This window comes from Pseudomonas sp. G(2018), assembly GCF_005502415.1.
Classification (GTDB): domain Bacteria; phylum Pseudomonadota; class Gammaproteobacteria; order Pseudomonadales; family Pseudomonadaceae; genus Aquipseudomonas.
The window spans coordinates 79,938-104,600 of sequence record NZ_SCOO01000002.1; the positions used below are offsets into that span (position 1 = coordinate 79,938).

Here is a 24,663-nt window from a genome sequence, read left to right on the forward strand (position 1 = left end):
TAATAGAAGACTCTCAAAAGGAGAACAAAATGACTGCGCTAAACCTGATTCCCGGCCAACTGACCCTCGCCCAACTGCGTGATGTGTATCAGCAGCCGGTGACACTTACCCTGGACAACAGCGCCTCGGCCCAGATCGAAGCCAGCGTCGCCTGCGTGGAACAGATCCTCGCCGAAAACCGCACCGCTTATGGCATCAACACCGGTTTCGGCTTGCTGGCGTCGACTCGCATCGCCAGCGAAGACCTGGAAAACCTGCAGCGCTCGCTGGTGCTGTCCCATGCCGCCGGTGTCGGCGAGCCGATCAGCGACGCGCTGGTGCGCTTGGTCATGGTACTCAAGGTCAACAGCCTGAGCCGTGGCTTCTCGGGTATTCGCCGCGTGGTGATCGACGCGTTGATCACCCTGATCAACGCCGAGGTTTACCCGCACATTCCGCTTAAAGGATCGGTCGGTGCATCCGGTGACTTGGCGCCACTGGCACACATGTCGCTTGTGCTGCTGGGTGAAGGCAAGGCTCGCTACAAGGGCGAGTGGATGGAAGCCACCGAAGCCCTGAAAGTCGCTGGCCTGAAACCATTGACCCTGGCCGCGAAAGAAGGCCTGGCGTTGCTTAACGGCACGCAGGTGTCTACCGCGTTTGCACTGCGCGGTCTATTCGAAGGTGAAGACCTGTTCGCCGGTGCCCTGGCCCTGGGTGGTCTGTCTGTCGAAGCGGTACTCGGTTCGCGTTCGCCATTCGACGCACGCATCCACGCCGCCCGTGGCCAGAAAGGCCAGATTGATGCCGCCGCCGCTTACCGCGATCTGCTGGGCGAACGCAGTGAAGTCTCTGATTCTCACGAGAACTGCGAAAAGGTCCAGGACCCGTACTCTCTGCGTTGCCAGCCGCAAGTCATGGGCGCTTGCCTGACGCAGTTCCGCCAGGCCGCCGAAGTGCTGGCAATCGAAGCCAACGCCGTCTCCGACAACCCGCTGGTGTTCGCCGCTGAAGGTGACGTGATTTCCGGCGGCAACTTCCACGCCGAACCGGTGGCCATGGCCGCTGACAACATGGCGCTGGCCATCGCTGAAATTGGCTCCCTGAGCGAACGCCGCATCTCGCTGATGATGGACAAACACATGTCGCAACTGCCGCCGTTCCTGGTGGCCAATGGCGGCGTGAACTCCGGTTTCATGATCGCCCAGGTGACTGCGGCTGCTCTGGCCAGCGAAAACAAGGCGTTGTCCCATCCGCACTCGGTGGACAGCCTGCCGACTTCCGCCAACCAGGAAGACCACGTGTCCATGGCCCCGGCTGCCGGCAAGCGCCTGTGGGAAATGGCTGAAAACACCCGTGGCATTCTGGCTGTGGAATGGCTGGCGGCGGCCCAGGGCCTGGATTTGCGCAACGGTCTGAAGACCTCGCCGAAACTGGAAAAGGCTCGGGCGATTCTGCGTAAGGAAGTGCCGTTCTATGAGAAGGACCGTTTCTTCGCGCCGGACATCAATGCCGCCAGCGATTTGTTGGCTTCGCGTTGCCTGAATGAGCTGATCACTACCAAGCTTTTACCTAGCCTGTGATGGACTCATCGCCAGCAGGCTGGCTCCCACAGTTGCAATGCGTACCTCTGTGGGAGCCAGCCTGCTGGCGATTCGATTTTGACTACTGTGGAGACTAAGGGATGAAAACCCTCTGGCAACACTGCCACGTCGCAACCATGGCGCAAGGCGTCTACTCGATCATCGAGGATGCGGCCATCGTGACGTCCGGTGCGCACATCGAGTGGGTCGGCCCGCGCAGTGAACTGCCGTCCGGCGAATACCCGGCGGTCAACGATTTGAAAGGAGCCTGGGTCACGCCAGGCCTGATCGACTGCCATACCCACACGGTGTTTGGCGGTAACCGCAGCGGTGAATTCGAGCAGCGCCTGCAGGGCGTCAGCTACGCAGAAATTGCCGCTGCCGGTGGTGGCATCGCCAGCACCGTGCGCGCCACCCGCGCCGCGAGTGAAGACGAGTTGTTCGCCAGCGCCGCCAAGCGACTGAAAAGCCTGATGCGCGACGGCGTCACCAGCATCGAAATCAAATCCGGCTACGGCCTCGACCTGGCCAATGAACGCAAGATGTTGCGAGTGGCCCGACGCCTCGGCGCCGAACTGCCGATCAGCGTGCGCAGCACCTGCCTGGCCGCTCATGCCCTGCCGCCGGAATACAAGGATTGCGCCGACGATTACATCGATCACATCTGCGCCGAAATGCTCCCGGCCCTGGCCGCCGAAGGGCTGGTGGATGCGGTCGACGCGTTCTGCGAATACCTGGCGTTTTCGCCAGCGCAGGTCGAGCGCGTGTTTATCACCGCACAGAAACTGGGCTTGCCGGTGAAGCTGCACGCCGAACAGTTGTCATCCTTGCACGGCTCCAGACTGGCGGCGCGTTATCACGCACTGTCCGCTGATCATCTGGAGTTCATGACAGAAGAAGACGCCATCGCCATGGCCGAGTCCGGCACCGTGGCAGTGTTGCTGCCGGGCGCCTTCTATTTCTTGCGCGAAACCCAATTGCCGCCGATGGACGCCCTGCGCAAGCACGGCGTGAAAATCGCCATCGCCAGCGACCTCAATCCCGGTACCTCGCCGGCGCTGTCGTTGCGCTTGATGCTGAACATGGCCTGCACCTGTTTCCGCATGACCCCGGAAGAAGCCCTGGCAGGCGCGACGATCCATGCGGCTACGGCATTGGGCATGGCCGACACCCACGGTTCGATCGAGGCCGGCAAAGTGGCGGATTTCGTCGCCTGGCAAATTGATCGTCCAGCCGATCTGTCGTATTGGCTGGGCGGCGATCTGGAAAAACGCGTCGTGCGCCACGGCGTCGAAACAAGCGTGTAGGAGAGCAGTTGTGGATAAGGTTCTGAACTTCAAACAAGGCCGCGTGCCGCTGCTGATCAGCATGCCTCACGCCGGTGTGCGTCTGACCCCGGCGGTCGAAGCCGGGTTGATCCCCCAGGCGAAAAGCCTGCCGGACACCGACTGGCACATCCCGCAACTGTACGACTTCGCCGCCGAACTGGGCGCCAGCACCCTGGCCGCCGAATATTCGCGGTTCGTCATCGACTTGAACCGGCCATCCGACGACAAGCCGTTGTACGTGGGCGCCACCACCGGTCTGTACCCGGCGACACTGTTTGACGGTGTGCCGCTGTTTCGCGAAGGGCTGGAACCTTCGAAAGCCGAGCGCGTGACTTATCTGGAGCAGATCTGGACGCCATACCACAGCACCTTGCAGCAGGAACTGGCGCGTCTCAAAGCCGAGTTCGGCTATGCGCTGCTGTTCGACGCGCACTCGATCCGTTCGCTGATCCCGCACCTGTTCGACGGCAAACTACCGGACTTCAACCTCGGCACCTTCAACGGCGCCAGTTGCGATCCGCAGTTGGCTTCGCAGCTGGAAGCGATCTGCGCAGGACACCCGGACTACAGCCATGTGCTGAACGGGCGCTTCAAGGGCGGCCACATCACCCGCCATTACGGCAATCCAGCGGAAAACATTCATGCGGTGCAACTGGAGTTGGGCCAGTGCACGTATATGGAAGAGTTCGAGCCGTTCCGTTATCGCGCGGATCTGGCGGAGCCAACGCGGGTGGTGCTCAAGGAACTGTTGCAAGGCCTGCTGGCCTGGGGCGAAAAGCACTACAACGCATAACCCCTGTGGGAGCGGGCTTGCTCGCGAAAACGGTAGATCAATCAACATATGTATTGACTGACACACCGACTTCGCGAGCAAGCCCGCTGTCACATTAGCTGTGCGTTCGCTTGATTGCGGGGCAAGACAGTCGCCACCGTGCAAAACACGGTCGCCACAGGTCGCTTTTACCGCTCGTCTGCTGCGTAATGTTTCCGGCACGGTGCACAAAGACACCGGCCCGACAATAATCCGCTGCCGCACGAGAATGCTCCCCATGACAAGCATCAAAGGTCTGTTCACCCGCTGTCTCTCAATCCTCTGCGGCACTGCTTTTCTGAGCGCCAGCGTCCTGGCCGCTGACGACCCTTCCTGCAAGGCCGTGCGCATGGGCGTGGTCAACTGGACCGACGTGATCGCCACCAGCGGCATGGCCGACGTGCTGCTCAATGGCCTCGGTTATGAAAGCAAGCAAACCAGCGCCGTGCAGCAAATCATCTTTGCCGGTATCCGCGACAAGCGCCTGGACATCTTCCTCGGTTACTGGAAACCGGCGATGGACAAGAACATCGCGCCGTTCCTGGCTGCCAATCAGGTCAAGGTCATGGACCGGCCAAGCCTGGCCGATGCCCAGGCGACCCTCGCGGTCCCTGATTACGTGGCGGCCGCGGGCCTGAAAACCTTCGCCGACATCGCAAAGTTCAAGGATCAGCTCGGTGGCAAGATCTACGGCATCGAACCGGGCAGCGGTGCCAACACCACGATCAAAACCATGATCGAGACCAATCACTTCGGTCTCAAGGACTTCAAGCTGATCGAATCCGGTGAGGCCGGCATGCTCGCCGCGGTGCAACGGGCCGTGAACCGCAAGGAGTTCGTGGTGTTTGTCGGCTGGACCCCGCACCCGATGAACATCAACATGAACATCGCGTACCTGACCGGCAGTGAAGACGTCTATGGGCCGAACGAGGGCGCGGCGACCGTTTCTACCGTAACCGCCCCCGACTACGCCGAACGTTGCCCGAACGTCTATCGCTTGCTGGAAAACCTGACCTTCACCGCCGCCCAGGAAAGCCAGTTGATGGTGCCCATCATGGAGCGCCAGACGCCCCAGGATGTCGCCAGAAAATGGCTGCGCGAGCATCCGCAGGATTTGCAGCGCTGGCTGGCGGGTGTCAGCAGTTTTGATGGCAAGGACGGCGTGGCCACGGTTCAGGCCAGTTTGAAAAACTGACGGCAACCGCAAAACCTGTGGGAACGAGCCTGCTCGCGAAAGGGTGTGCGAGCCAAAATGGATGTTGTCTGACACACCGCCTTCGCGAGCAGGCTCACTCCCACACGGTTTGGCCCCCTATATTTTCCCTCAACGGGCACCAGGCTCATGGCTCCTTACCCGCTTTCTGAACAGATGCAGGCTTTCGTCGAGAAAACCGTCAGTTTCAACAGCACTGAAACGAGTCTGGAGGGATTGCGCCAGGCCTACAGCGAGATGTGCCGGGCGTTCACGCCACCCCGTCCGGCCGGGCTGTACGTGGTCGATTTCGAGTTGGCGGGTGTCTGCGTTCGCTCGTATCAACCCCCGGATTCACCCTCTGCTGGCGGTGTGCCCTGCGTTGTTTACCTGCACGGCGGTGGGTGGGTGGTAGGGGATCTTGATTCCCACGATTTCATCTGCGCCGAATTGGCCTCGACACTGGGTGTGTTGGTGATCGCCGTCGATTATCGCCTGGCGCCGGAGCATCCGTTTCCGGCCGCCTTCGATGACTGCCTGGCTGTCTGGCGGGCGTTGCGTGCCGGGCCGTTTCGGCTCGACCCAGAGCGCACATTGGTGGCCGGTGACAGCGCCGGCGGCAATCTTGCCGCTGCGCTGTGCCTGGCGCTACGCGATGCCGGCGAGCCGGTGCCATGCGCTCAAGTCCTGATTTATCCGGGACTCGGTGGTGATCACCGGTTACCGTCACGCAGCGAATGCGCTGACGCCCCGTTGCTGGGCAGCAGCGATCTGGATTGTTATCAGGCGTTGTATCTGCGTGGCACACCAAAGCCGGGCGCTTACGCGATGCCGTTGCTGGCCGGGGATGTGAGCGGATTACCCCCGGCCTGGATAGCCGTGGCGCAGTTCGACCCGCTGCGCGATGACGGCGTGCAGTATGCCGAACGACTCAACGCCGCCGGCGTGCCCACGACGCTGTACTACGGCAATGGACTGGTTCATGGTTGTTTACGGGCGCGAGGGCAGGCGGCCGAGGTCGATGCGCTGTATGAAACATTGATTGGTTTTCTGGCGGCAAAACTCTGACTCTGCAAGGGCATGCTCATTGGCGTAATTCGGGTTTATGATGCCGGACGGCAGAATAATAGAAGTCCCCCCAGGGATGACCTCGACCCCTTACGGAGCGCGCAATGCAGACTTTGTACCCGCAGATCAAACCTCACGCCCGGCACGATCTGGCCGTCGACGAGACTCACACGCTGTATGTCGACGAAAGCGGTTCACCGGAAGGATTGCCGGTGGTTTTCATACACGGCGGTCCCGGCGCCGGGTGCGATGCGGCGAGTCGCTGCTACTTCGATCCCAATCTGTACCGCATCGTGACGTTCGACCAGCGTGGTTGCGGTCGCTCCACACCCCACGCCAGTCTGGAAAACAACACCACCTGGGATCTGGTCGCCGACCTTGAGCGAATCCGCGAACATCTGGGCATCGACAAGTGGGTGCTGTTCGGCGGCTCCTGGGGATCGACCCTGGCGCTGGCCTACGCGCAAACCCACCCGGAGCGTGTACACGGTCTGATCCTGCGCGGCATTTTTCTCTGCCGTCCGCAGGAAATCGAGTGGTTCTATCAGGCTGGCGCCAGCCGCTTGTTCCCCGATTACTGGCAGGACTACATCGCCCCAATCCCGTTGGACGAGCGCGGCGATTTGCTCACCGCATTCCACAAGCGCCTGACCGGCAACGATCAGATCGCCCAGATGCACGCGGCCAAGGCCTGGTCCACGTGGGAAGGCCGGACCGCGACCCTGCGGCCGAACCCCTTGGTGGTCGATCGTTTTTCCGAGCCCCAGCGTGCGCTATCCATCGCTCGCATCGAATGCCACTACTTCACCAACAATGCGTTCCTTGAAGCCAATCAGTTGATTCGCGACATGGACAAAATCGCTCATTTGCCCGGCGTGATCATCCATGGTCGCTATGACGTGATTTGCCCGCTGGATAACGCCTGGGAACTGCACCAGGCTTGGCCGAATAGCGAGTTGCAAATCATCCGTGACGCTGGTCATGCCGCCGCTGAACCGGGGATTACCGATGCATTGGTGCGTGCTGCCGATCGGATGGCGCGGCGCTTGCTCGATCTGGCCCCCGACGAAGCATGAAGGGACTGCTGCAGCGCGTGCGCGGCGCGCGAGTCGAGGTAGCGGGGGAGGTGGTGGGTGCGGTCGACCAGGGCTTGTTGGTGCTGGTGGCCGTCGAGCCTGAGGACACCCGGGCCAGCGCCGACAAACTTCTCAATAAGCTGCTTAACTATCGGGTGTTCAGCGACGCTGAGGGCAAGATGAATCTGTCCCTGTCGGATGTGGGCGGCGGGTTGCTGCTGGTCTCGCAATTCACCCTGGCCGCCGACACCAAGAGCGGGTTGCGCCCGAGTTTCTCGACCGCAGCCCCCCCGGCCTTGGGTGAGGAGCTTTTCGACTATCTATTAGTTAAAGCGAAACAGGTGCATGGCACTGTGGCATCAGGTAGATTCGGCGCGGATATGCAGGTGCACCTGGTCAATGATGGCCCGGTAACCTTCCTGTTACAGACCTGAAAGCGCTTGAAACATCTTTTTAAGCGCTTTTCGAATGAAAACAGGCGTTTTTCCCGATAAATACTTTGTTACCCCTGATGCGTTGTAACGCGGCCTACTAGATAATCGCGCGCTACGGGGATCAGCGTTCGTTGGTCCATTTTGACTTAGGTAGAGACTTGTCCTGAACCGTTTGGGGAATCATTTCGCCCCATCGGAGTCGGAACAATGCTCGCCAACTTGGCAAGAGTGGTCTGCAAGGCCGGGTTTTTCACACCGGACACCGTACAGACCCTTTAACTGGCCGTTGGTTTTTTGATCTGTTTTCGGCGAGGGTTGCTCGTGATTGTTAGTCCCTGTAACGCACCAAAATTGTCTGCCAAACGGTTACGTAGCGCTCTGGTAGCGGGCTCGGCAATGCTCTGCCTGCTCAGCGCGGGCCAGCTTTGGGCATTCAATCTGGATGATGTGTCGGTCAAGGCAAAAGAGCTGGCCGGTCAGAAGTACGAAGCGCCGCGCAGTAACCTGCCGACCGAATTCCGCGAAATGAAGTTCGCCGATTATCAGAAAATTCGTTTTCTGACGGAAAAAGCCGAATGGGCGGATCAAAAGACCCCATTCAAGCTGTCCTTTTATCACCAGGGCATGCACTTCGATACGCCGGTGAAAATCAACGAAATTACCGCGAACACCGTCGAAGAGATCAAATACGACCCAAGTCGTTTCGATTTCGGCGACGTCAAGTTCGACCCCAAGGCCACCGAACAACTGGGCTATGCCGGTTTCCGCGTGCTGTATCCGGTCAATAAGGCCGACAAGCAAGACGAAATCATGACCATGCTCGGCGCGAGTTACTTCCGCGTTGTCGGCAAGGGGCATGTTTACGGCTTGTCCGCTCGCGGCATGGCGATCGATACCGCGTTGCCGTCCGGTGAAGAATTCCCGCGTTTTCGCGAGTTCTGGATCGAGCAGCCGAAGCCGGGCGACAAGCATCTGGTGATCTTCGCGCTGCTGGATTCTCCACGGGCGACCGGTGCTTATCGTCTGACCCTGCGTCCGGGCAGCGACACCATTGTCGACGTCAAGGCGCAGATGTTCCTCCGCGACAAGGTCGGCAAACTGGGTATCGCTCCACTGACCAGCATGTTCCTGTTCGGCGCCAACCAGCCGTCGAAAATCCTCAACTATCGTCGCGAGCTGCATGATTCGAGCGGCCTGGCGATCCATGCCGGCAACGGCGAGTGGATCTGGCGCCCGCTGAACAACCCGAAACACCTGGCGGTGAGCAACTTCTCGGTCGAGAACCCGCGCGGCTTCGGCTTGCTGCAACGTGGCCGTGACTTCAGCCACTACGAAGACCTCGACGACCGCTACGACAAGCGTCCAAGCGCCTGGATCGAACCGAAAGGCGACTGGGGCAAGGGCACCGTCGATCTGGTCGAGATTCCGACCGCCGACGAAACCAACGACAATATTGTGGCTTTCTGGAGCCCGGAAAAGATGCCGGAGCCAGGCCAGCCGCTGGACTTCGCCTATCGCATGCACTGGACCATGGACGAAGCGGCGCTGCACGCACCGGACAGTGCCTGGGTCAGTCAGACGTTGAAATCCACCGGTGACGTCAAACAGTCCAACCTGATTCGTCAGCCGGACGGCAGCGTTGCCTATCTGGTGGACTTCGAAGGTCCGTCCCTGGCGGCATTGGCACCGGACACCGATGTGCGCAGTCAGGTCAGCGTCGGCGAAAACGCCGAACTGGTCGAGAACAGCGTGCGCTACAACCCTGAAACCAAGGGCTGGCGCCTGACCCTGCGCATGAAGATCAAGGACCCGAGCAAGTCCACCGAGATGCGTGCTGCACTGGTGCAGAACATCGTGCCTGCCGATCTGGCCAAGACTTCGATTCCTGCGTCCAACTCTTCCGTTGCCAAGGCCGACAAGGTAGCTGCCAAGCAAGCGGAGAAAGCGGACAAGGAAGCGAAAGCCGCCGAAGCCAAGCAGGCCGAAGCCAAGCCAGTCGCAGCTGCCAAGGACAAGGCGAACAACAATGACGCCAAGCAGCCTGCTGCTGCCGACGCGGCCCCAGCCACACCGGAATCGGCACCGACTGAAGAAGTCCTGACCGAGACCTGGAGCTATCAGTTGCCTGCCGATGAGTAATTCTCAAGTACAGCCAGAGACGCTTTCCGAGTATCTGGCGCATCTGCCGATGACCGACCAGCAGCGCGCGGAACTCGCGGGCTGCAGGTCCTTCAGTGAACTGCATGAGCGTCTGTCGTCTTCGACATTCGACGCGCCGACCGAGGCCGCCCAGGCTTCGGTCGGCAAGCGCCTGGCGCTCAGCACCGCCGAAGAATTGCAGGACGCCGAAATGCTGGCACTCGACGCCAGCGGTCGGGTCTGCCTCAAGGCAACCCCACCGATTCGCCGGACCAAGGTTGTGCCGGAGCCATGGCGTACCAACATTCTGGTGCGCGGCTGGCGGCGCCTGACCGGTCGCACCAATCCGCCCAAACCGCCGAAAGACGAAAACGTACTTCCGGCGGCACGCTGGCGCACCGTCGGTTCGATCCGCCGTTACATCCTGCTGGTGCTGATGCTCGGCCAGACCATCGTCGCCGGCTGGTACATGAAAGGCATCATGCCTTACCAGGGCTGGTCGTTCGTCGACCTAGAAGAGGTCCTGCACCAACCGCTCCTGCAAACCGCCACGCAAGTGCTGCCGTATGCGTTGCAGACCAGCATCCTGATCCTGTTCGGGATTCTGTTCTGCTGGGTTTCGGCCGGTTTCTGGACGGCGCTGATGGGCTTCCTCGAGTTGCTCACCGGTCACGACAAATACCGCATTTCCGGCAAAAGCGCCGGCAACGAGCCGATTCCGAAGGACGCGCGCACTGCACTGGTGATGCCGATCTGTAACGAAGACGTGCCGCGGGTGTTCGCCGGTCTGCGCGCGACGTTCGAGTCGGTCGCGGCCACGGGTGACCTCGATCGTTTCGACTTCTTCGTCCTCAGCGACAGTAACGACGCCGACATCTGCGTCGCCGAGCAGCAGGCCTGGCTGGACGTCTGCCGCGAAGCCAAGGGCTTCGGCAAGATCTTCTATCGCCGCCGCCGTCGTCGCGTAAAACGTAAAAGCGGCAACCTCGACGACTTCTGCCGGCGCTGGGGTGGTGATTACAAATACATGGTCGTACTCGACGCCGACTCCGTGATGAGTGGCGAGTGCCTGACCAGCCTGGTGCGTCTGATGGAAGCTACGCCGGATGCCGGGATCATCCAGACCGCGCCGCGTGCGTCGGGTATGGACACCTTGTATGCGCGCATGCAGCAGTTCGCTACCCGGGTGTACGGTCCACTGTTCACCGCCGGTCTGCACTTCTGGCAGCTGGGCGAATCGCACTACTGGGGTCACAACGCGATCATTCGCATGAAGCCGTTCATCGAGCACTGCGCCCTGGCGCCGCTGCCCGGTAAAGGCGCGTTTGCCGGTGCGATCCTGTCCCACGACTTCGTAGAAGCCGCGCTGATGCGCCGTGCCGGTTGGGGCGTGTGGATTGCCTACGACTTGCCGGGCAGCTATGAAGAGCTGCCGCCGAACCTGCTGGACGAACTCAAGCGCGACCGTCGCTGGTGCCACGGCAACCTGATGAACTTCCGCCTGTTCCTGGTCAAGGGCATGCACCCGGTGCACCGTGCGGTGTTCCTGACCGGCGTGATGTCTTACCTGTCGGCGCCGCTGTGGTTCTTCTTCCTTGTGTTGTCGACGGCGCTGCTGGCGGTCAACACGCTGATGGAGCCGCAGTACTTCCTCGAACCGCGCCAGCTTTACCCGCTGTGGCCACAATGGCACCCGGACAAGGCAATCGCGCTGTTCTCGACCACGATCGTGCTGCTGTTCCTGCCGAAGCTGTTGAGCATCATCCTGATCTGGGCCAAGGGCGCGAAAGAGTTCGGTGGCAAGTTCAAGGTGACGCTGTCGATGCTGCTGGAGATGCTGTTCTCCATGCTGTTGGCGCCGGTGCGGATGATTTTCCACACCCGTTTTGTCCTCGCCGCGTTCCTCGGTTGGGCCGCGACCTGGAACTCGCCGCAGCGTGACGATGACTCCACGCCATGGAGCGAAGCGGTCAAGCGCCACGGTCCGCAAACCTTGCTGGGCTTCTTCTGGGCCTTGCTGGTGATCTGGCTGAACCCGAGCTTCCTGTGGTGGCTGGTGCCAATCGTCGGTTCGTTGATGCTGTCGATCCCGGTGTCGGTGATTTCCAGTCGTGTCGGCCTGGGCCTCAAGTCCCGTGACGAGAGCCTGTTCCTCATCCCCGAGGAATACAATCCGCCACAGGCGTTGTTGGCGACCGACCAGTACACCCACGAAAATCGCTGGCACGCACTGAACGACGGCTTCATCCGTTCGGTGGTCGATCCACAGCAGAACGCCCTGGCGTGTTCGCTGGCGACGTCCCGTCACCGCGAGGCCGAGCCGATCGAATGGTTGCGGGTGGATCGGGTACGCCACGCTATGAAGGTCGGACCGGAAGGCCTGACCAACAACGAGCGTGTGCAGTTGCTGAGCGACCCGGTGGCATTGGCTCGCCTGCATGATCAGGTCTGGAACGAAGGTCACGCCGAGTGGCTGGGCGCATGGCGCAAGTCGGTCAAGGCCGATCCCCATGCACCGCTGCTGCCGCTCAGGCCGCTGAGCGTACAGCCTCAGATGGCATGATAAAAAACCCGCGAAAGCGGGTTTTTTATTGTCCAAAATCCAGCCTAAACCCTTGTGCAATCGAGCGAGTGCGTTAGCATCCGTCCCCGAATTGGTGCGCCCGGACCGTTTTGTGTCCGTATCTATCGGTTTTCACTGGAAAACTGTCGATTTCGCGCCGCAAACGCAATGGTTTTGGGGACTTGAAGATGAAGAAGTATCTGTCGATGCTGCTGGTCGGCGTCACGGCATTGGTTGCAGTCAGCGCGGCGCAGGCAGGTGCCATTGATGACGCGGTCAAGCGCGGCACATTGAAGGTCGGCATGGATCCGACCTACATGCCGTTCGAAATGACCAACAAACGCGGCGAGATCATCGGCTTCGAAGTCGACATCCTCAAGGCCATGACCAAGGCCATGGGCGTCAAGCTGGAACTGGTGTCCACTGGTTACGACGGCATTATCCCGGCCCTGCTGACCGACAAATTCGACATGATCGGCAGCGGCATGACCCTGACCCAGGAGCGCAACCTGCGCCTGAACTTCAGCGACCCCTTCATTGTGGTCGGCCAAACGCTGCTGATCCGCAAGGAGCTGGAAGGCACCATCAAGTCCTACAAAGACCTGAATACTGCCGATTACCGCATCACCTCCAAGCTCGGCACCACCGGCGAAATGGTCGCCAAAAAGCTGATCTCCAAAGCCAAGTACCACGGCTACGACAATGAGCAGGAAGCCGTGCTCGACGTGGTCAACGGTAAGGCTGATGCCTTTATCTACGACGCGCCTTACAACGTCGTGGCGCTGAACAAGGTGGGTAATGGCAAACTGGTGTTCCTCGACAAGCCGTTCACCTACGAGCCTCTGGCCTTCGGTCTGAAGAAGGGTGACTACGACAGCCTCAACTTCATCAACAACTTCCTGCACCAGATCCACGAAGACGGCACCTACGATCGCATCCATGACAAGTGGTTCAAGAGCACCGAGTGGCTCAAGGACATGGAATAACCCGGTCAGTTAGACCGAGTCGCCTTCAATCGCGGGCAAGTCGAATCGTCGCACCGCCGCTCCCACAGTGTTTTGCGGTGAGTACAAATCTTGTGCACAGCCAGATCCCTGTGGGAACGGGCTTGCCCGCGATGACGGCCTGACAGGCAACACAAATCCCGGAATTTGCAATGAAGCATAAAAAAGCCCAATGGCCCTGGCACGTATTGACCGTGCTGGTGCTGATCGGCCTGGCCGGCGCGCTGTATTACGCCACCTCGCTGATGTCCTACGAATGGCGCTGGAACCGTGTGCCGCAGTACTTCGCCTACCACGCCGAAGAGTCCCAGCGCGCCGCCGACATCTCCACCGTCAGCGAACTGGTGCGCAAGGGCGACAAGGCTGAAATTACCTTGCGCAACGACGCGGGCGACGAGCAACACCTGACCGTTGACGAAAACAGCCTGCAAGTCGCCCAGGGCGATGATGTGGCTGAAGGCGATGTGATCGGCGTAACCCGCCATTGGGCCGCAGGGCCATTGATGTGGGGGCTTTGGACGACCTTGTGGTTGTCCGTGGTGTCTGGCGTGCTCGGTCTGCTGATCGGCCTCGCCACCGGCCTGTGCCGGCTTTCGAACAACCCGACCCTGCGCGACCTCTCGACCATTTACGTCGAACTGGTGCGCGGCACACCGCTGCTGGTACAGATCTTCATTTTCTATTTCTTCATCGGTACGGTGATGAACCTGTCCCGGGAATTCGCCGGGATTGCCGCGCTGTCACTGTTCACCGGCGCTTACGTAGCGGAAATCATCCGCTCCGGCGTGCAGTCGATTGCCCGTGGCCAGAACGAAGCCGCGCGCTCCCTGGGTTTGAGCGCTGGCCAGTCGATGCGTCACGTGGTCCTGCCGCAAGCGTTCAAACGCGTGCTGCCACCGCTGGCCGGGCAGTTCATCAGTCTGGTGAAAGACACCTCGCTGGTGTCGGTCATCGCGATTACCGAACTGCTCAAAAGCGGTCGTGAAGTCATCACCACGTCGTTTTCGCCGTTCGAAATCCTGTTCTGCGTTGCCGGACTGTATTTGTTGATCAACCTGCCGCTGTCGAAAATCGCCGGCCGGCTTGAGCGGAGGCTCGCGCAAAGTGATTGAAGTCCGCAATCTGGTAAAAGTCTTCGACACCCGTGGCCAGGTGGTGCGCGCGGTGGATAACGTGTCCACCCATGTAGCCAAGGGCGAAGTGCTGGTGGTGATCGGTCCGTCCGGTTCCGGTAAATCGACCTTCCTGCGCTGCCTCAATGGCCTGGAAGCGTTCGACTCTGGCTCGGTGAGCATCGATGGCTTGCAATTGGCCGACCCGAAAACCGATGTGAACGCCTATCGCCGCGAAGTCGGCATGGTGTTCCAGCACTTCAACCTGTTTCCGCACATGACCGTGCTGGAGAATCTGTGCCTGGCCCAGAAGGTCGTGCGCAAGCGCGGCAAGAAAGAGCGCGAGGCCAAGGCGCTGGCGCTGCTGGAGAAAGTCGGGATTGCGCAGAAGGCCAACGAGTTTCCGTCGCGCCTGTCCGGCGGCCAGCAACAGCGCGTGGCGATTGCCCGCGCACTGGCCATGGAGCCGAAGGTCATGCTGTTCGACGAACCGACCTCGGCGCTGGACCCGGAAATGGTTGGCGAAGTGCTGGACGTGATGAAAAACCTGGCCCTGGAAGGCATGACCATGGTCTGCGTCACCCACGAAATGGGCTTTGCCCGGGAAGTGGCGGACCGGGTGTTGTTCTTCGATCACGGCAAGTTGCTTGAAGATGCTTCGCCGGCGGAGTTCTTCGATGCACCGAAGGACCTGCGGGCGCAGGCGTTTTTGCGGCAGGTGTTGTGAGTCAATGCGACACACGCAATCGCTTCGGCGTTGCGGGCTTCGACAATCTGTTTGGCTGAAGATCAGCGACTGGGTTCCCGGATCGTGGTGGCGTTCTGCGCAACACCCGATCCCGGTCTTGACGGGCTCCGACCAAACTTCATCATCACGTCGAATTTATGCTCATTCGAAATCTTGACTGGGTCAGACGTTCTACCACCGAATCCTTGATGAATGTTGGGTTGCGACCCGGATCGTGTGACGGGACGCGCAGGTAACTGGGATGGCGTGGAGCTGCCGATGTTGGGAAGCGATTGGGATCGTATCAGTCGTGGCGGTGGCGATTTAGGCGCTCGCCGGGCTATTTTATGCAGGGTAAAACCAGCCCCCATTACGGTGCTGAAAGTGCTGGCCGTCAAAAAAGCGAAGAAGAGCGGGTCATTAGCGGGTGATTCAGGATGCCCGGCTTCAATGCGGTTCATGACCAGATAAATTGCAGTCGCAGCCAATCCGCTTACCCCTGCCATGGCTTTTGTAACCTGCCCAAATGTCTTGCCTCTCAATCCAGAAACAAGTGCTCTGGGGGTGAAGCGAACCAAATATTCGCTCACAGCACCCAGGGCCGCATTTCCGAACCAAGCCCATCCGTACCAGCTTCGTCCTGTGGGGTCTGTGCGATTGATCGGGTCTCCCCCGCAATACGCATAGCAATTCAAGCCACCCTCTCCAAATGGGCTCAAGCTGTCTGGACGATCGAAGCGCATGAGAATCGGACTGAACCCACGGTGCCCATTTCCAAGTAAGTAACGTTCGGTGACCGGTTCCGAACGTTGGCCATTGAAGCCAAGAAGACTCGGCAATCCCTCATTGACGGTGCGATGACCGTAAGGTGTATAGGCCGAATCGCCGTCGGTAGTCTGTAACACCGAACGTTGCCTATCGGTCATCAGCAGTGCCGTCCGTTGACTACCCTCCTTATGCAGTTCTGCTAGCAATACGTCCTCGAATTGAAAGATCTGTTGCTGAACATCGCCTTGGATTTCCGTAGCCAGCCGCTCCTTTTGATAGAAGCGTTCCTGACGGAGCTGCCCATTGGGCACGCAACTGATACAACGGTCGAGAGCATCGTAATGGTAGTGAATTAATAAGCTTTCAGGGGCGTGAGACATGGGGCAACTTCAGGTAGTTAGGTTATGAAGGCAGACTCCACTGGAATGAGAATGATGTCTACCTATCAGATCTGCTAGGTCTTGCGCGGTCTCCTTGGCAAAACTGTGATTCTGGAACTCTGTTGTGATGTGATTACTGGGGAAGCGTCGGCTTGTTTGTCTTTTCGAAAACGGCCATCCACTCGTTTTTTTTCATCAGGAGTAGCAGATGATGGAATGCTTTGCCGGATAACCTTGTGCAAACTGTTTCCACATACTTGTAAAGTAATGCGACTGATGGGAAATGACCTGGAAATACCTTGAGTTTAATTCCCAATTTTATATTTCAGATATGTCGAGGATAGGCTTGGCCAGAATAGTTAAGAAATAAAAAATCTATTGATAAATTAAAGTGGATGGTGATTTCTCTCGAAAATGTCGCGGTAGTAATAATTAAAAATATTAATATGAAGGGCGGAGTCAGAGAGGAAATATCTGGATAGACAGTATCAAGCTTCATCAACTTTACACGTGGATTTCAGATTATTAGGATTCAGGGGCTGGAACTGAATAGCTATTGTCTGAATGCCAACTACCTGATGGGGTCGCAATCCAAGATGAAAGTTTTGTCTAGTCACCAAAATAACAATCTGACTGAGCTCGAGGTTTTCGGCCTGTCGGCACAATATAATCTTGCAGATGGACACAGTTATATTTCAGCCGAGAAGCATTTCAGTACGGTATTGTCTGAATTGCCTTTGTTATGGAGTTCGGCTGTTGAAACTTCTGTGCCAGAGATGGAAAAGCTCTTCAAGAATAAATTTGCAGAATACTTCGCTCTGGAAGGTTTGAGCAAGCACACACATTTTTCGGTATGCCCAACGGCATCCAATAGCATAGATATCGTCGGTGCCTGGGCGCGATCAATGAACTACAAAGTTGGGCTTGTCGAACCCGCTTTTGATAATCTTGCGCAGTTGCTTCGTCGTAGGGAAGTGGAGTTGGAAGCCATTTCAGAAGTTGTGATTACTGACATGGTTTTGCTGGAAGAGTTGCTTTGTAGCAAGCAGCTTGATGCTTTGTTCATGGTAAACCCAAATAATCCAACAGGTTTAGTTATCGATGCAGCCACGATGTCGAACATTGTCGAGTTGTGCAGTCGGCTAGACGTGGTATTGATACTAGACACTTCTTTCCGCTTCTGCCACAAGACCGACATAGATGAGTATGCGCTACTTATAGAAAAGGGCTGCTCCTTTATCATTCTGGAGGACACTGGCAAGCAGTGGCCGACATTGGATACCAAAGCCAGCTTACTTTCATATAGCGAAAATTTGGCGCGTGATATCCGTAATATTTATGAAGAGATATACCTGTGCTGTTCAAATTTTTCATTGAGATTGATCATCGCATTTATTGATGCGACCCTGAAAAAAGGAGGGCTTTCTTACATCCAGTCGATCATCTCCAGAAATATCGAAATCGCGACGTCAGAGCTAAAAGATTCGATGATCACCATCGAAGCGCTGGAACCAGACTCCACGATGACAATCATGTGGCTAAATATTGAGAAAACCGGGCTATCTGATCTTGAATTGACTGAATATCTTGCAACCTACAGCGTTGCAGTCTTGCCAGGCAGGTATTTTTATTGGAATAGTCATCAAGTCGCGGGACATAATCGTATCAGAATTGCGCTTCTTAAACCGGATGACCAGTTCGGCCCTTCAATTCTGCGTTTAAAGAAAGCGCTCAAAGCGCTTAAAGATGCAAATGCTTCGGACCGCAAGAGTTTAGTGGAGGGTGTGTGTTGAGAAAGATTCTGGTTACAGGAGATTTTTCCATTGGAGATAATGTATTTCCAGAGGATTTCGAGCTCATTCATATTCGATGTCCAATCGATGAGCAGCAAATTTTAGACGTCTTGTCTGATGTCCAGGACTATATTTTGGGTGGGCCGGAGTATTTGTCTGCTCGTTTTATAGATCACGCAACTCGGCTAGAAAACTTGGTTGTGATGGGAACCGGTACCGCCAGTTTCGTGGACATCGAATACGCTACGAAAAAAGGTATTCGAATAGCCAATACCCCGCATATGAACATCCAGGCGGTAGTAGAGTTCACGCTGGCCATGATGACAACCTGCCTGGCAAAAGTGTTTGAAAGTGTCGAACGCGTGAAAGACGGGACACAGTGGATTCAAACACCCTGGCGTTCATTGTCTGAGTTGAGTTTCGGTTTTGTTGGCATGGGTGGTATCGGTAGCGAAATGGCTCACCAGCTTCACCTGCGAGGGTGTAGAAACATAAGTTATTGGTCTAGAAGTCAGAAGGTCGAGTTGGAGACTTCGTTGGGTCTACGATACGAATCTTTGGATCATATAGTTAACACCGTTGATGTTTTATGCATTCTTATTACGAGTTGCGATGAGACTTACCATCTGATTGATGAGGCAGTTTTAAAAAAGGCATCGTCGGAGTTGAAAATATTTAATTTGTCGGATTCGAATATAATTTGTCCCGTTGCTTTGAAGAAGTACCTTTTGTGCAATTCTGAAGCATTCTGTTTTATGGATGGGTATTATAGTGAGTGGGTTCGAAATCAAGGCCAGTATAATGATGCACATGGTTTGCTTACGCTTCCCAGCAAAAGTCTGATTGTGACATCGCACTTGGCAGCGCAAGAAAAAGAAACCGTTAATAAGTTGTTTGCTCAAGCAGTACGGCGAATTCTTGAATTTGGTTGTGATCGACTAAAATAGTCAAATCGGACTCGGCCAAAGCTCTGTAGCGCATCTATATTGATGCATTGTTGATCGGCTGGGGCTGGATAAAAAATATGGACTACTTTTAAAAGTTGGCTGAATAGTCACCGGTTTTTGAACTCCCGCCGTAGCGAAAGCTCAAAAATCGGTTGATATTAAAATGTAGAATGTGGAAGTTGTTTTAAAACGTCACAGCTCATCACGCACAACAGGTTTTGAACCTAGAGCCTGAGCAAATCGCAGCAGGTAGCCGTCAGGATCCAGTACAAGGAAATTACTTTCACCAAGAAGGGATTTATTTTCTCTATACCATGATGTTTCTATGGGCTTGTGCAGTTTGTATCCAGATAGGGTTATTGCTTTCGCCAGCGTAGCGACATCCGGGCAATCGATTGAAAGGTTCATCCCGCGTCCATAAGGCTGTTCCAGAGGCTCCACTCGCCAAGGTGACGGATCGAGATTGTCTTGTTCTAACATCAATTGGCTTCCGTTATACGAGATGAATGCAAAGCCATTTTCCGGTCTCTCGTACTCAACAATGAAGCCAAGTACTTTGCAATAAAATTTTAAACTAGATTTTATGTTTGAAACGATCAGCTCTGGTATGAGCTTGTTGAAATAAACCATAGGGGTACCTTCGTCCTTGAAGAAATAGTAGTGATGCGCAATCACTATTGACGATGTTTTTGGAAAGGTCTAATTCAAGTTTTTGATGATTTTCGCGTTGTTTGCAAGGCGGAAAATTCCGGCATCCTGAAATACTTTTTCTTCGTAATAGACATACTTCAACATTTTATTAGGGGTTTCAAGTGAGCAGCTTTCAGAAGTCAGAAACAATCTATGCTTCGCAGTTGGAGACTGGCAATTTAACGCTGATCAATGAATTAGCTAAGCAGGCGTTTAAGCGACCGACCGATAATCATAGACTTCAAGGTGAAACGCTCCAGAGATGGTCAACGAGCATGGAGTCAATGAAGGAATTTTTATGTAAGTCTAAAGAAGCTATGAAAAAGGTTCAGCTGTCAAGAGTTAAAAGCCTGGTTGATAGTGCTTATAACAATGTCCCTTTTTATCGTGAGTTTTATGGGGCATGTGGGTATGTTGAGGGTGGTATATCTAGCTTTTCCGATTTCGAACAGCTGCCAATCGTCTCCAAAGCTATTCTTAACAGTTTCGACGACAGCACTAGAGTGAACAATCCGGACGTTATTGAAAGAGCACATATCGCTCGAACATCAGGTTCAAGCGGCAAGCCTTTTTCGGTGTACAGAGATGATAATTACATTGTGCTGGAGCACTTGCATTTAATGCGTTTTTATAATTCATGCCTGCAAACTCCCCTGCGGGAGCATGACTGGATTTATATGATCCATCACGCAGGACTGGCATTTTCGTCACTTCATGGAAAGTACAGGACGTTTCAATTACCAGATTTACTTCCAGACACACCATTGGGCGAGCACTTGCTCTTCTTGCGACCAAAACTGCTCGTCACCTTACCGAGCTACCTTCCAATAATACTTCGGCATAAGGCTGAGCTTATAATGAGTGGCGTTGAAGCCGTTTTAACTAACTCTGAAAGTAGCACGCAGCTGGAACGAACCTACTATTCGAAAGCCTTGGGGGTTCCTGTATTCGACGAGTATAGTTCTGAGGAAATTGGCATGATTGCAACACAGTGTCCTCATGGTCAATATCATGTAGCAGAGGATAATGTTTTCCTGGAGATTGTAAATGAAGATGAACAGGGTTTTGGCAATGTTATCTGCACAGGCCTAAGTAATGAATTGATGCCATTGATACGATATGACCATGGTGATGTTGCGAAGGGAGTTCGAGATCAAAAATGTTGTGAGTGCGGTAGCCTTTGTACATCGCTTAAAGAAATAAATGGTCGACGAGATGATGCTTTCCGTACTTACGAACACAAACTCGTTCCCAGCGCATCAATTCTTGCCGCAGTAGACGATATATTGCTTGCAACCGACAGAACGTTGGGAGCGTTCCGTTTGGTTCAGACAAGTTCAGACACGATAGAGTTGTTGACTAAATATATTGGTGAGCCAAACAAAAATATGCCAACAATGTTGGAGCAGTTGAAAATCAGGCTTTCCTCATTATTCGGATACACGGTCAATCTTTTGCACTTCGAAGTTGACACTCTCCCAGAGCAAAACTCATACAAACGTAGAAGCATCGTGCGAGAGTGGGAGTTGGATTGACGATGTCTTTGGTTAAATTCGATAATGTGTCGTTATCTCTAGGCGAAAAAACGATTTTCTCGAATCTAAACTTCTCCATAAATAGTGGAGACAGAATAGGTATCATTGGTGACAATGGTTCTGGAAAGAGCTCGTTACTGCGCAGCATAGCAAAATTACTGGATGAGCATGAGGGGGATATTAGCCATTCAAGAGGGCTGCGTTGTCAATACGTAGAGCAGGGCTTTTCCTCGGGTTGGGATGATTCAATTGCTCTGGAGATATTGGAGAGTTGTCTGCATAAAACTGTCTCAGATAAATGGAAAGCCGAGTATGTGTTCGAGTTAATTGGTTTTCCGAAGGACTACCGTACACTGAGATTCTGCCAGTTGAGCGGTGGCTGGAAAAAGATGTTAATGATTGCCAGAGCGGTGCTTTTGGAACCAGACCTGTTGTTGTTGGATGAGCCAACGAATCACCTGGATAAGGTTCATATCGAGAAACTAACTAGTTTGCTTAAAGATAACAGTATTGCGCCGACATTCGCCGTGGTGAGTCATAATCGATATTTTTTAGACTCCGTAACCTCAAGTACATTTATCCTGAATAATAAAATGTTGGCTCATTTTAAAGCTTCTTTCACGCCGTCTAGAAAGTTGTTTCTGGCGAATGAAAAGGAGTTGTTACGTGCAAGAATCGAAACCGTTAATGAAATCCAAAGATTAAAAAAGAGTGCGCAGTTCCAGCGCCAGTTAGGCGTAAATAATTATAGTGACAAGGCGCTGCAGAAGGCAAAAAGAATCGAAAGAAAAATTAAAATGCTTGAGTCGATAGTGCCTGGCAAGCCCGTATCCAAAAAAAATTGCGTCACCTTGGCGGTAGATGAGTTAAGCGCCAGAAAAATACTTCAGATTGATGATTTATCGTTGTGCTCACCTGAAGGAGAGTTACTGTTTTTCATTAAGTCCCTCGTTGTTAATAGAGGTGATCGATTGGTAATTTCTGGAGCTAATGGATGCGGTAAAAGTACTTTTCTCAAAGCGATATTAAATTTGTGCCCCCAAATCCGAATGGGACCATCCATTAAAGTTGGTGTTGTTGATCAAGAGCTTTCTTCGTTGCCGCTAGATCTACAAATTTTGGAATTTTTTGCGGTTAATTTTGAGCTCGATCGGCAGCAGGCAATTAATAAACTCGCGTCCTCTGGTTTTTCTTATTTGGAGTCGAAAAAAATGATTGGGCATCTTAGCTACGGTGAGCGTGCACGCCTTCTCATGTTAGCACTTCGCTTGAAATCACCAAATTTTTTGATTTTGGATGAGCCAACCAATCATTTGGATATAAGTTCTCAAGAATTTTTGGAGAGCGAGATTCAACGCCTGGATCCCGCGGCAATAATTGTTTCTCATGATGTGCGATTCATCGAAAACGTGAGTACTCGCTTTTTTGAAGTTTCGAATGGGCAGTTGAGAGAATTGAGTTCAAACCAAGTACATTAACTTGGCTCATCCCGTTCTGTACGGCGTCAGCTAAGAAATAGGGTGCGCCAGTATTTCAGGCGAAAGTAAAGGGACCTATGGAAACTCTGATCGATTTAAATTGCGTCGACAAAAAATATTATTTGGCCAAGGAATCGCGCAGCATTATGGAATGGTGCAAGCAGGTCATGAAGCCGAGCTACGTATCGTTTCAGGCTTTGAACGAGGTAAGTTTCAATATTTCTAAAGGTGCGGCAGTTGGGTTTATTGGGCCAAACGGGGCGGGCAAATCCAGCTTGATAAAAATATTATGTGGGATACAAAAACCTACATCAGGCTCCGTTAAGGTTCTTGGTTATGATCCAGCACTTCGAGAAAAAGAGTTTCTCAATCAAATAGGTGTTGTGTTTGGACATAAAACTTCGTTGTGGTGGGATCTTCCGGTAAAGACTAGTTTAGATACATATAAAAAAATTTATAACATTAAAGATTCTGATTATCACGAGCGACTTTCGGAGCTAGCTGAGGCGTTGGACCTTGGTAAGACTCTTCACAAACCAGTGCGCAATTTAAGTTTAGGTGAGCGCGTAAAATGTGAGCTTACATTGAACCTTTTGCACTCTCCGAAGCTTATTTTTCTGGACGAACCGACTGTTGGTCTGGATGTTACATCAAAGTATGAAATACGAAAATATTTGAATTATAAAAGGAGTCAGGGCGATCTTTCAGTATTTCTTACAAGTCATGATTTTGGTGATATCGAATCGTGTTGTGATGACGCTATTATTATCGATAAAGGAAAAATACGATTTGATGGTTCAATGCGCGAACTCAGCGAAAATTTCAAAGCTGGCGTGAAGTTAATAGTTACTACGCTAGATCCAGTCCAGAGTGAGGGCAGATTAACCGAATTTAAAAAGGCGATGGAGGTATTTCAAGGTGTCGGCATTATAAATGATGGGCAAAATCAAATAGCTTACCATGTGCCAAAGATATCGTTAGGAGCGATATTTGATAAGTTTCAAGGGGGAGTTTATTGTCTAGAGGTTTCCCCTATGGACTTTGAAAGCAATGTGGTGAATCTTTTCAAGACATGGTCTGGTGAGTGAGTCGTGAATAGTGCTGCTTATTTTAAATTGGTGCAAACAGGTTTGCTCTCGGTCTATAGAGACCGGTCCATGTTGATTACGGACCTCTTGATCGCCACGGGCGTGCCATTTCTCATACAGTTCGCAATCTGGCGATTTGTCTACGAAGGGGCCGCCACTGATATGGTTTCGCAATATAGCCTGGAAGAAACTTATCTCTATTATGTTGCAGTGTTGGCCCTCAATCGATTGAATAATGCTTACGATCTTATCGTGCGGGTGTCTACACATGTGCACGAAGGGCAGTTGGAGGGGATACTTATAAAGCCGATCAGCTATTTCAAATACAATTTTTTTCTCTTTGTCGGTGGAAGTATTCTTTACTATATTCCTGTTGTTATGATCGCATTTTTTGTGACGGCTTGGCGCGGAGAGTGGATTGGCGTTCTGGGATTCGTTTCTTTGAGTATTGTAAATTTGGGTTTTTGTTTTTTATTGGGTTTTTTCATGTCGCTGTTTACTTTCTGGCTTACTCGTCCTGATATGATACTTAGCCTTCAGGTCGTGCTGGCGAGTGTTATTGGCGGTACTCTATTGCCCATCGCATATTGGCCTGCCTATCTCGAACCTCTAATGAGATATAACCCATTTCGACTTATTATCAGCGGCCCCGCGGAATTCCTATTGCGCCCAAGTAGTGGGTTGTTGCTCGAACTCTTATGTTTGTACATTGTTTGGTTTTTAATATTGCTGGCGGCCTGTAAAACCATATTCGGTTTTGCCAGTAACAGATATGCAGGAGCGGGAGGTTAAATGAGTGTGTGTAATCTGATCCTCAATTCAATAAAAGAAGAAGCAAGGTATAAGGCCAATTTTCTCGGCTCTATTCTGGCGCTTTTTACCCTTTATAGCCTGCAGTTCATATTTTTTGATGTCATAGGGTCATTGGTTAAGGCTGACAAAACCGATGCCAACTGGTTGCTGATTTT

General features: G+C 53.9%; 20 protein-coding genes. 18 read left to right on the plus strand and 2 right to left on the minus strand.

From position 1 onward, the window contains the following. The first annotated feature begins 29 nt into the window (after nucleotides 1-29). The 12 genes from hutH to FFS64_RS02515 all read left to right on the plus strand — a co-directional run bounded on the left by hutH (nucleotide 30) and on the right by FFS64_RS02515 (nucleotide 15,016). Nucleotides 30-1,562: a histidine ammonia-lyase gene (gene hutH / locus FFS64_RS02460; protein ID WP_137804084.1), complete on the plus strand. Its 1,533-nt coding sequence runs from the start codon at nucleotides 30-32 to the stop codon at nucleotides 1,560-1,562. Between the two features lie 101 nt (nucleotides 1,563-1,663). After that, nucleotides 1,664-2,869: an imidazolonepropionase gene (gene hutI / locus FFS64_RS02465; RefSeq protein WP_137804085.1), complete on the plus strand. Its 1,206-nt coding sequence runs from the start codon at nucleotides 1,664-1,666 to the stop codon at nucleotides 2,867-2,869. Nucleotides 2,870-2,879: 10 nt separating this feature from the next. Continuing rightward, the gene (hutG, locus tag FFS64_RS02470) at nucleotides 2,880-3,683 is read left to right on the plus strand and encodes an N-formylglutamate deformylase (protein WP_137804086.1); all 804 of its coding nucleotides are present in this window, start codon (nucleotides 2,880-2,882) and stop codon (nucleotides 3,681-3,683) included. A gap of 265 nt (nucleotides 3,684-3,948) precedes the next feature. Further along, nucleotides 3,949-4,896: a choline ABC transporter substrate-binding protein gene (locus FFS64_RS02475; RefSeq protein WP_137804243.1), complete on the plus strand. Its 948-nt coding sequence runs from the start codon at nucleotides 3,949-3,951 to the stop codon at nucleotides 4,894-4,896. Nucleotides 4,897-5,043: 147 nt separating this feature from the next. Further along, nucleotides 5,044-5,961, plus strand: a complete 918-nt coding sequence (locus tag FFS64_RS02480; protein ID WP_137804087.1) for an alpha/beta hydrolase — start codon at nucleotides 5,044-5,046, stop codon at nucleotides 5,959-5,961. Nucleotides 5,962-6,065: 104 nt separating this feature from the next. Further along, nucleotides 6,066-7,037: a prolyl aminopeptidase gene (gene pip / locus FFS64_RS02485; protein ID WP_095192269.1), complete on the plus strand. Its 972-nt coding sequence runs from the start codon at nucleotides 6,066-6,068 to the stop codon at nucleotides 7,035-7,037. Then, nucleotides 7,034-7,471: a D-aminoacyl-tRNA deacylase gene (gene dtd / locus FFS64_RS02490; protein ID WP_137804088.1), complete on the plus strand. Its 438-nt coding sequence runs from the start codon at nucleotides 7,034-7,036 to the stop codon at nucleotides 7,469-7,471. The genes pip and dtd overlap by 4 nt, the downstream gene beginning before the upstream one ends. Nucleotides 7,472-7,792: 321 nt before the next feature. Further along, nucleotides 7,793-9,610: a glucan biosynthesis protein G gene (locus tag FFS64_RS02495; protein ID WP_137804089.1), complete on the plus strand. Its 1,818-nt coding sequence runs from the start codon at nucleotides 7,793-7,795 to the stop codon at nucleotides 9,608-9,610. After that, nucleotides 9,603-12,173 (plus strand): glucans biosynthesis glucosyltransferase MdoH, encoded by a 2,571-nt coding sequence (gene mdoH, locus FFS64_RS02500; RefSeq protein WP_137804090.1) that lies wholly within the window; start codon nucleotides 9,603-9,605, stop codon nucleotides 12,171-12,173. Before FFS64_RS02495 ends, mdoH begins: the two co-directional genes overlap by 8 nt. A gap of 188 nt (nucleotides 12,174-12,361) precedes the next feature. Next, complete coding sequence (locus FFS64_RS02505; RefSeq protein WP_095192265.1) at nucleotides 12,362-13,159, plus strand: transporter substrate-binding domain-containing protein; 798 nt, start codon at nucleotides 12,362-12,364, stop codon at nucleotides 13,157-13,159. A 170-nt stretch (nucleotides 13,160-13,329) separates the two neighbouring features. Beyond that, nucleotides 13,330-14,289 (plus strand): amino acid ABC transporter permease, encoded by a 960-nt coding sequence (locus FFS64_RS02510; RefSeq protein ID WP_137804091.1) that lies wholly within the window; start codon nucleotides 13,330-13,332, stop codon nucleotides 14,287-14,289. Continuing rightward, nucleotides 14,282-15,016, plus strand: coding sequence for an amino acid ABC transporter ATP-binding protein (locus FFS64_RS02515; protein ID WP_137804092.1), 735 nt, complete (start codon nucleotides 14,282-14,284; stop codon nucleotides 15,014-15,016). Before FFS64_RS02510 ends, FFS64_RS02515 begins: the two co-directional genes overlap by 8 nt. 62 nt (nucleotides 15,017-15,078) lie before the next feature. Here the strand turns inward: FFS64_RS02515 and FFS64_RS02520 are convergent, their stop codons facing one another. Next, the gene (locus FFS64_RS02520; RefSeq protein WP_137804093.1) at nucleotides 15,079-16,164 is read right to left on the minus strand and encodes an RHS repeat-associated core domain-containing protein; all 1,086 of its coding nucleotides are present in this window, start codon (nucleotides 16,162-16,164) and stop codon (nucleotides 15,079-15,081) included. Between the two features lie 596 nt (nucleotides 16,165-16,760). Between FFS64_RS02520 and FFS64_RS02525 the strand changes: the two genes are divergently transcribed. Continuing rightward, nucleotides 16,761-17,957, plus strand: a complete 1,197-nt coding sequence (locus FFS64_RS02525; protein WP_171017054.1) for an aminotransferase class I/II-fold pyridoxal phosphate-dependent enzyme — start codon at nucleotides 16,761-16,763, stop codon at nucleotides 17,955-17,957. Next, nucleotides 17,954-18,904 carry a 2-hydroxyacid dehydrogenase gene (locus FFS64_RS02530; protein WP_171017055.1) on the plus strand — a complete coding sequence of 317 codons (951 nt, stop codon included), beginning with the start codon at nucleotides 17,954-17,956 and terminating at the stop codon, nucleotides 18,902-18,904. The genes FFS64_RS02525 and FFS64_RS02530 overlap by 4 nt, the downstream gene beginning before the upstream one ends. A gap of 192 nt (nucleotides 18,905-19,096) precedes the next feature. Here FFS64_RS02530 and FFS64_RS02535 read toward each other — a convergent pair whose 3' ends face one another. Next, the gene (locus FFS64_RS02535) at nucleotides 19,097-19,534 is read right to left on the minus strand and encodes a VOC family protein (RefSeq protein WP_137804096.1); all 438 of its coding nucleotides are present in this window, start codon (nucleotides 19,532-19,534) and stop codon (nucleotides 19,097-19,099) included. A 182-nt stretch (nucleotides 19,535-19,716) separates the two neighbouring features. On the opposite strand from FFS64_RS02535, the gene FFS64_RS02540 reads away from it, so the two are divergent. From FFS64_RS02540 to FFS64_RS02555, 4 genes are all read left to right on the plus strand, one after another. Next, on the plus strand, nucleotides 19,717-21,129 hold the full coding sequence (locus tag FFS64_RS02540) for a phenylacetate--CoA ligase family protein (protein ID WP_137804097.1): 1,413 nt from the start codon (nucleotides 19,717-19,719) through the stop codon (nucleotides 21,127-21,129). Between the two features lie 2 nt (nucleotides 21,130-21,131). Further along, nucleotides 21,132-22,607 (plus strand): ATP-binding cassette domain-containing protein, encoded by a 1,476-nt coding sequence (locus tag FFS64_RS02545; protein ID WP_137804098.1) that lies wholly within the window; start codon nucleotides 21,132-21,134, stop codon nucleotides 22,605-22,607. Nucleotides 22,608-22,684: 77 nt separating this feature from the next. Beyond that, nucleotides 22,685-23,695: an ATP-binding cassette domain-containing protein gene (locus FFS64_RS02550; protein ID WP_137804099.1), complete on the plus strand. Its 1,011-nt coding sequence runs from the start codon at nucleotides 22,685-22,687 to the stop codon at nucleotides 23,693-23,695. Between the two features lie 69 nt (nucleotides 23,696-23,764). Beyond that, nucleotides 23,765-24,487, plus strand: coding sequence for an ABC-2 family transporter protein (locus FFS64_RS02555; RefSeq protein WP_137804100.1), 723 nt, complete (start codon nucleotides 23,765-23,767; stop codon nucleotides 24,485-24,487). The last annotated feature ends 176 nt before the right edge of the window (nucleotides 24,488-24,663 follow it).

What these genes read in the sequence shown, in the direction of transcription:
- hutH (WP_137804084.1), top strand. Translation starts at nt 30, where the DNA reads ATGACTGCGCTAAACCTGATTCCCGGCCAACTGACCCTCGCCCAACTG.
- hutI (WP_137804085.1), top strand. Translation starts at nt 1,664, where the DNA reads ATGAAAACCCTCTGGCAACACTGCCACGTCGCAACCATGGCGCAAGGC.
- FFS64_RS02480 (WP_137804087.1), top strand. Translation starts at nt 5,044, where the DNA reads ATGGCTCCTTACCCGCTTTCTGAACAGATGCAGGCTTTCGTCGAGAAA.
- pip (WP_095192269.1), top strand. Translation starts at nt 6,066, where the DNA reads ATGCAGACTTTGTACCCGCAGATCAAACCTCACGCCCGGCACGATCTG.
- dtd (WP_137804088.1), top strand. Translation starts at nt 7,034, where the DNA reads ATGAAGGGACTGCTGCAGCGCGTGCGCGGCGCGCGAGTCGAGGTAGCG.
- mdoH (WP_137804090.1), top strand. Translation starts at nt 9,603, where the DNA reads ATGAGTAATTCTCAAGTACAGCCAGAGACGCTTTCCGAGTATCTGGCG.
- FFS64_RS02505 (WP_095192265.1), top strand. Translation starts at nt 12,362, where the DNA reads ATGAAGAAGTATCTGTCGATGCTGCTGGTCGGCGTCACGGCATTGGTT.
- FFS64_RS02510 (WP_137804091.1), top strand. Translation starts at nt 13,330, where the DNA reads ATGAAGCATAAAAAAGCCCAATGGCCCTGGCACGTATTGACCGTGCTG.
- FFS64_RS02520 (WP_137804093.1), bottom strand. Translation starts at nt 16,164, where the DNA reads ATGTCTCACGCCCCTGAAAGCTTATTAATTCACTACCATTACGATGCT.
- FFS64_RS02525 (WP_171017054.1), top strand. Translation starts at nt 16,761, where the DNA reads ATGAAAGTTTTGTCTAGTCACCAAAATAACAATCTGACTGAGCTCGAG.
- FFS64_RS02535 (WP_137804096.1), bottom strand. Translation starts at nt 19,534, where the DNA reads ATGGTTTATTTCAACAAGCTCATACCAGAGCTGATCGTTTCAAACATA.
- FFS64_RS02545 (WP_137804098.1), top strand. Translation starts at nt 21,132, where the DNA reads ATGTCTTTGGTTAAATTCGATAATGTGTCGTTATCTCTAGGCGAAAAA.
- FFS64_RS02550 (WP_137804099.1), top strand. Translation starts at nt 22,685, where the DNA reads ATGGAAACTCTGATCGATTTAAATTGCGTCGACAAAAAATATTATTTG.
- FFS64_RS02555 (WP_137804100.1), top strand. Translation starts at nt 23,765, where the DNA reads ATGTTGATTACGGACCTCTTGATCGCCACGGGCGTGCCATTTCTCATA.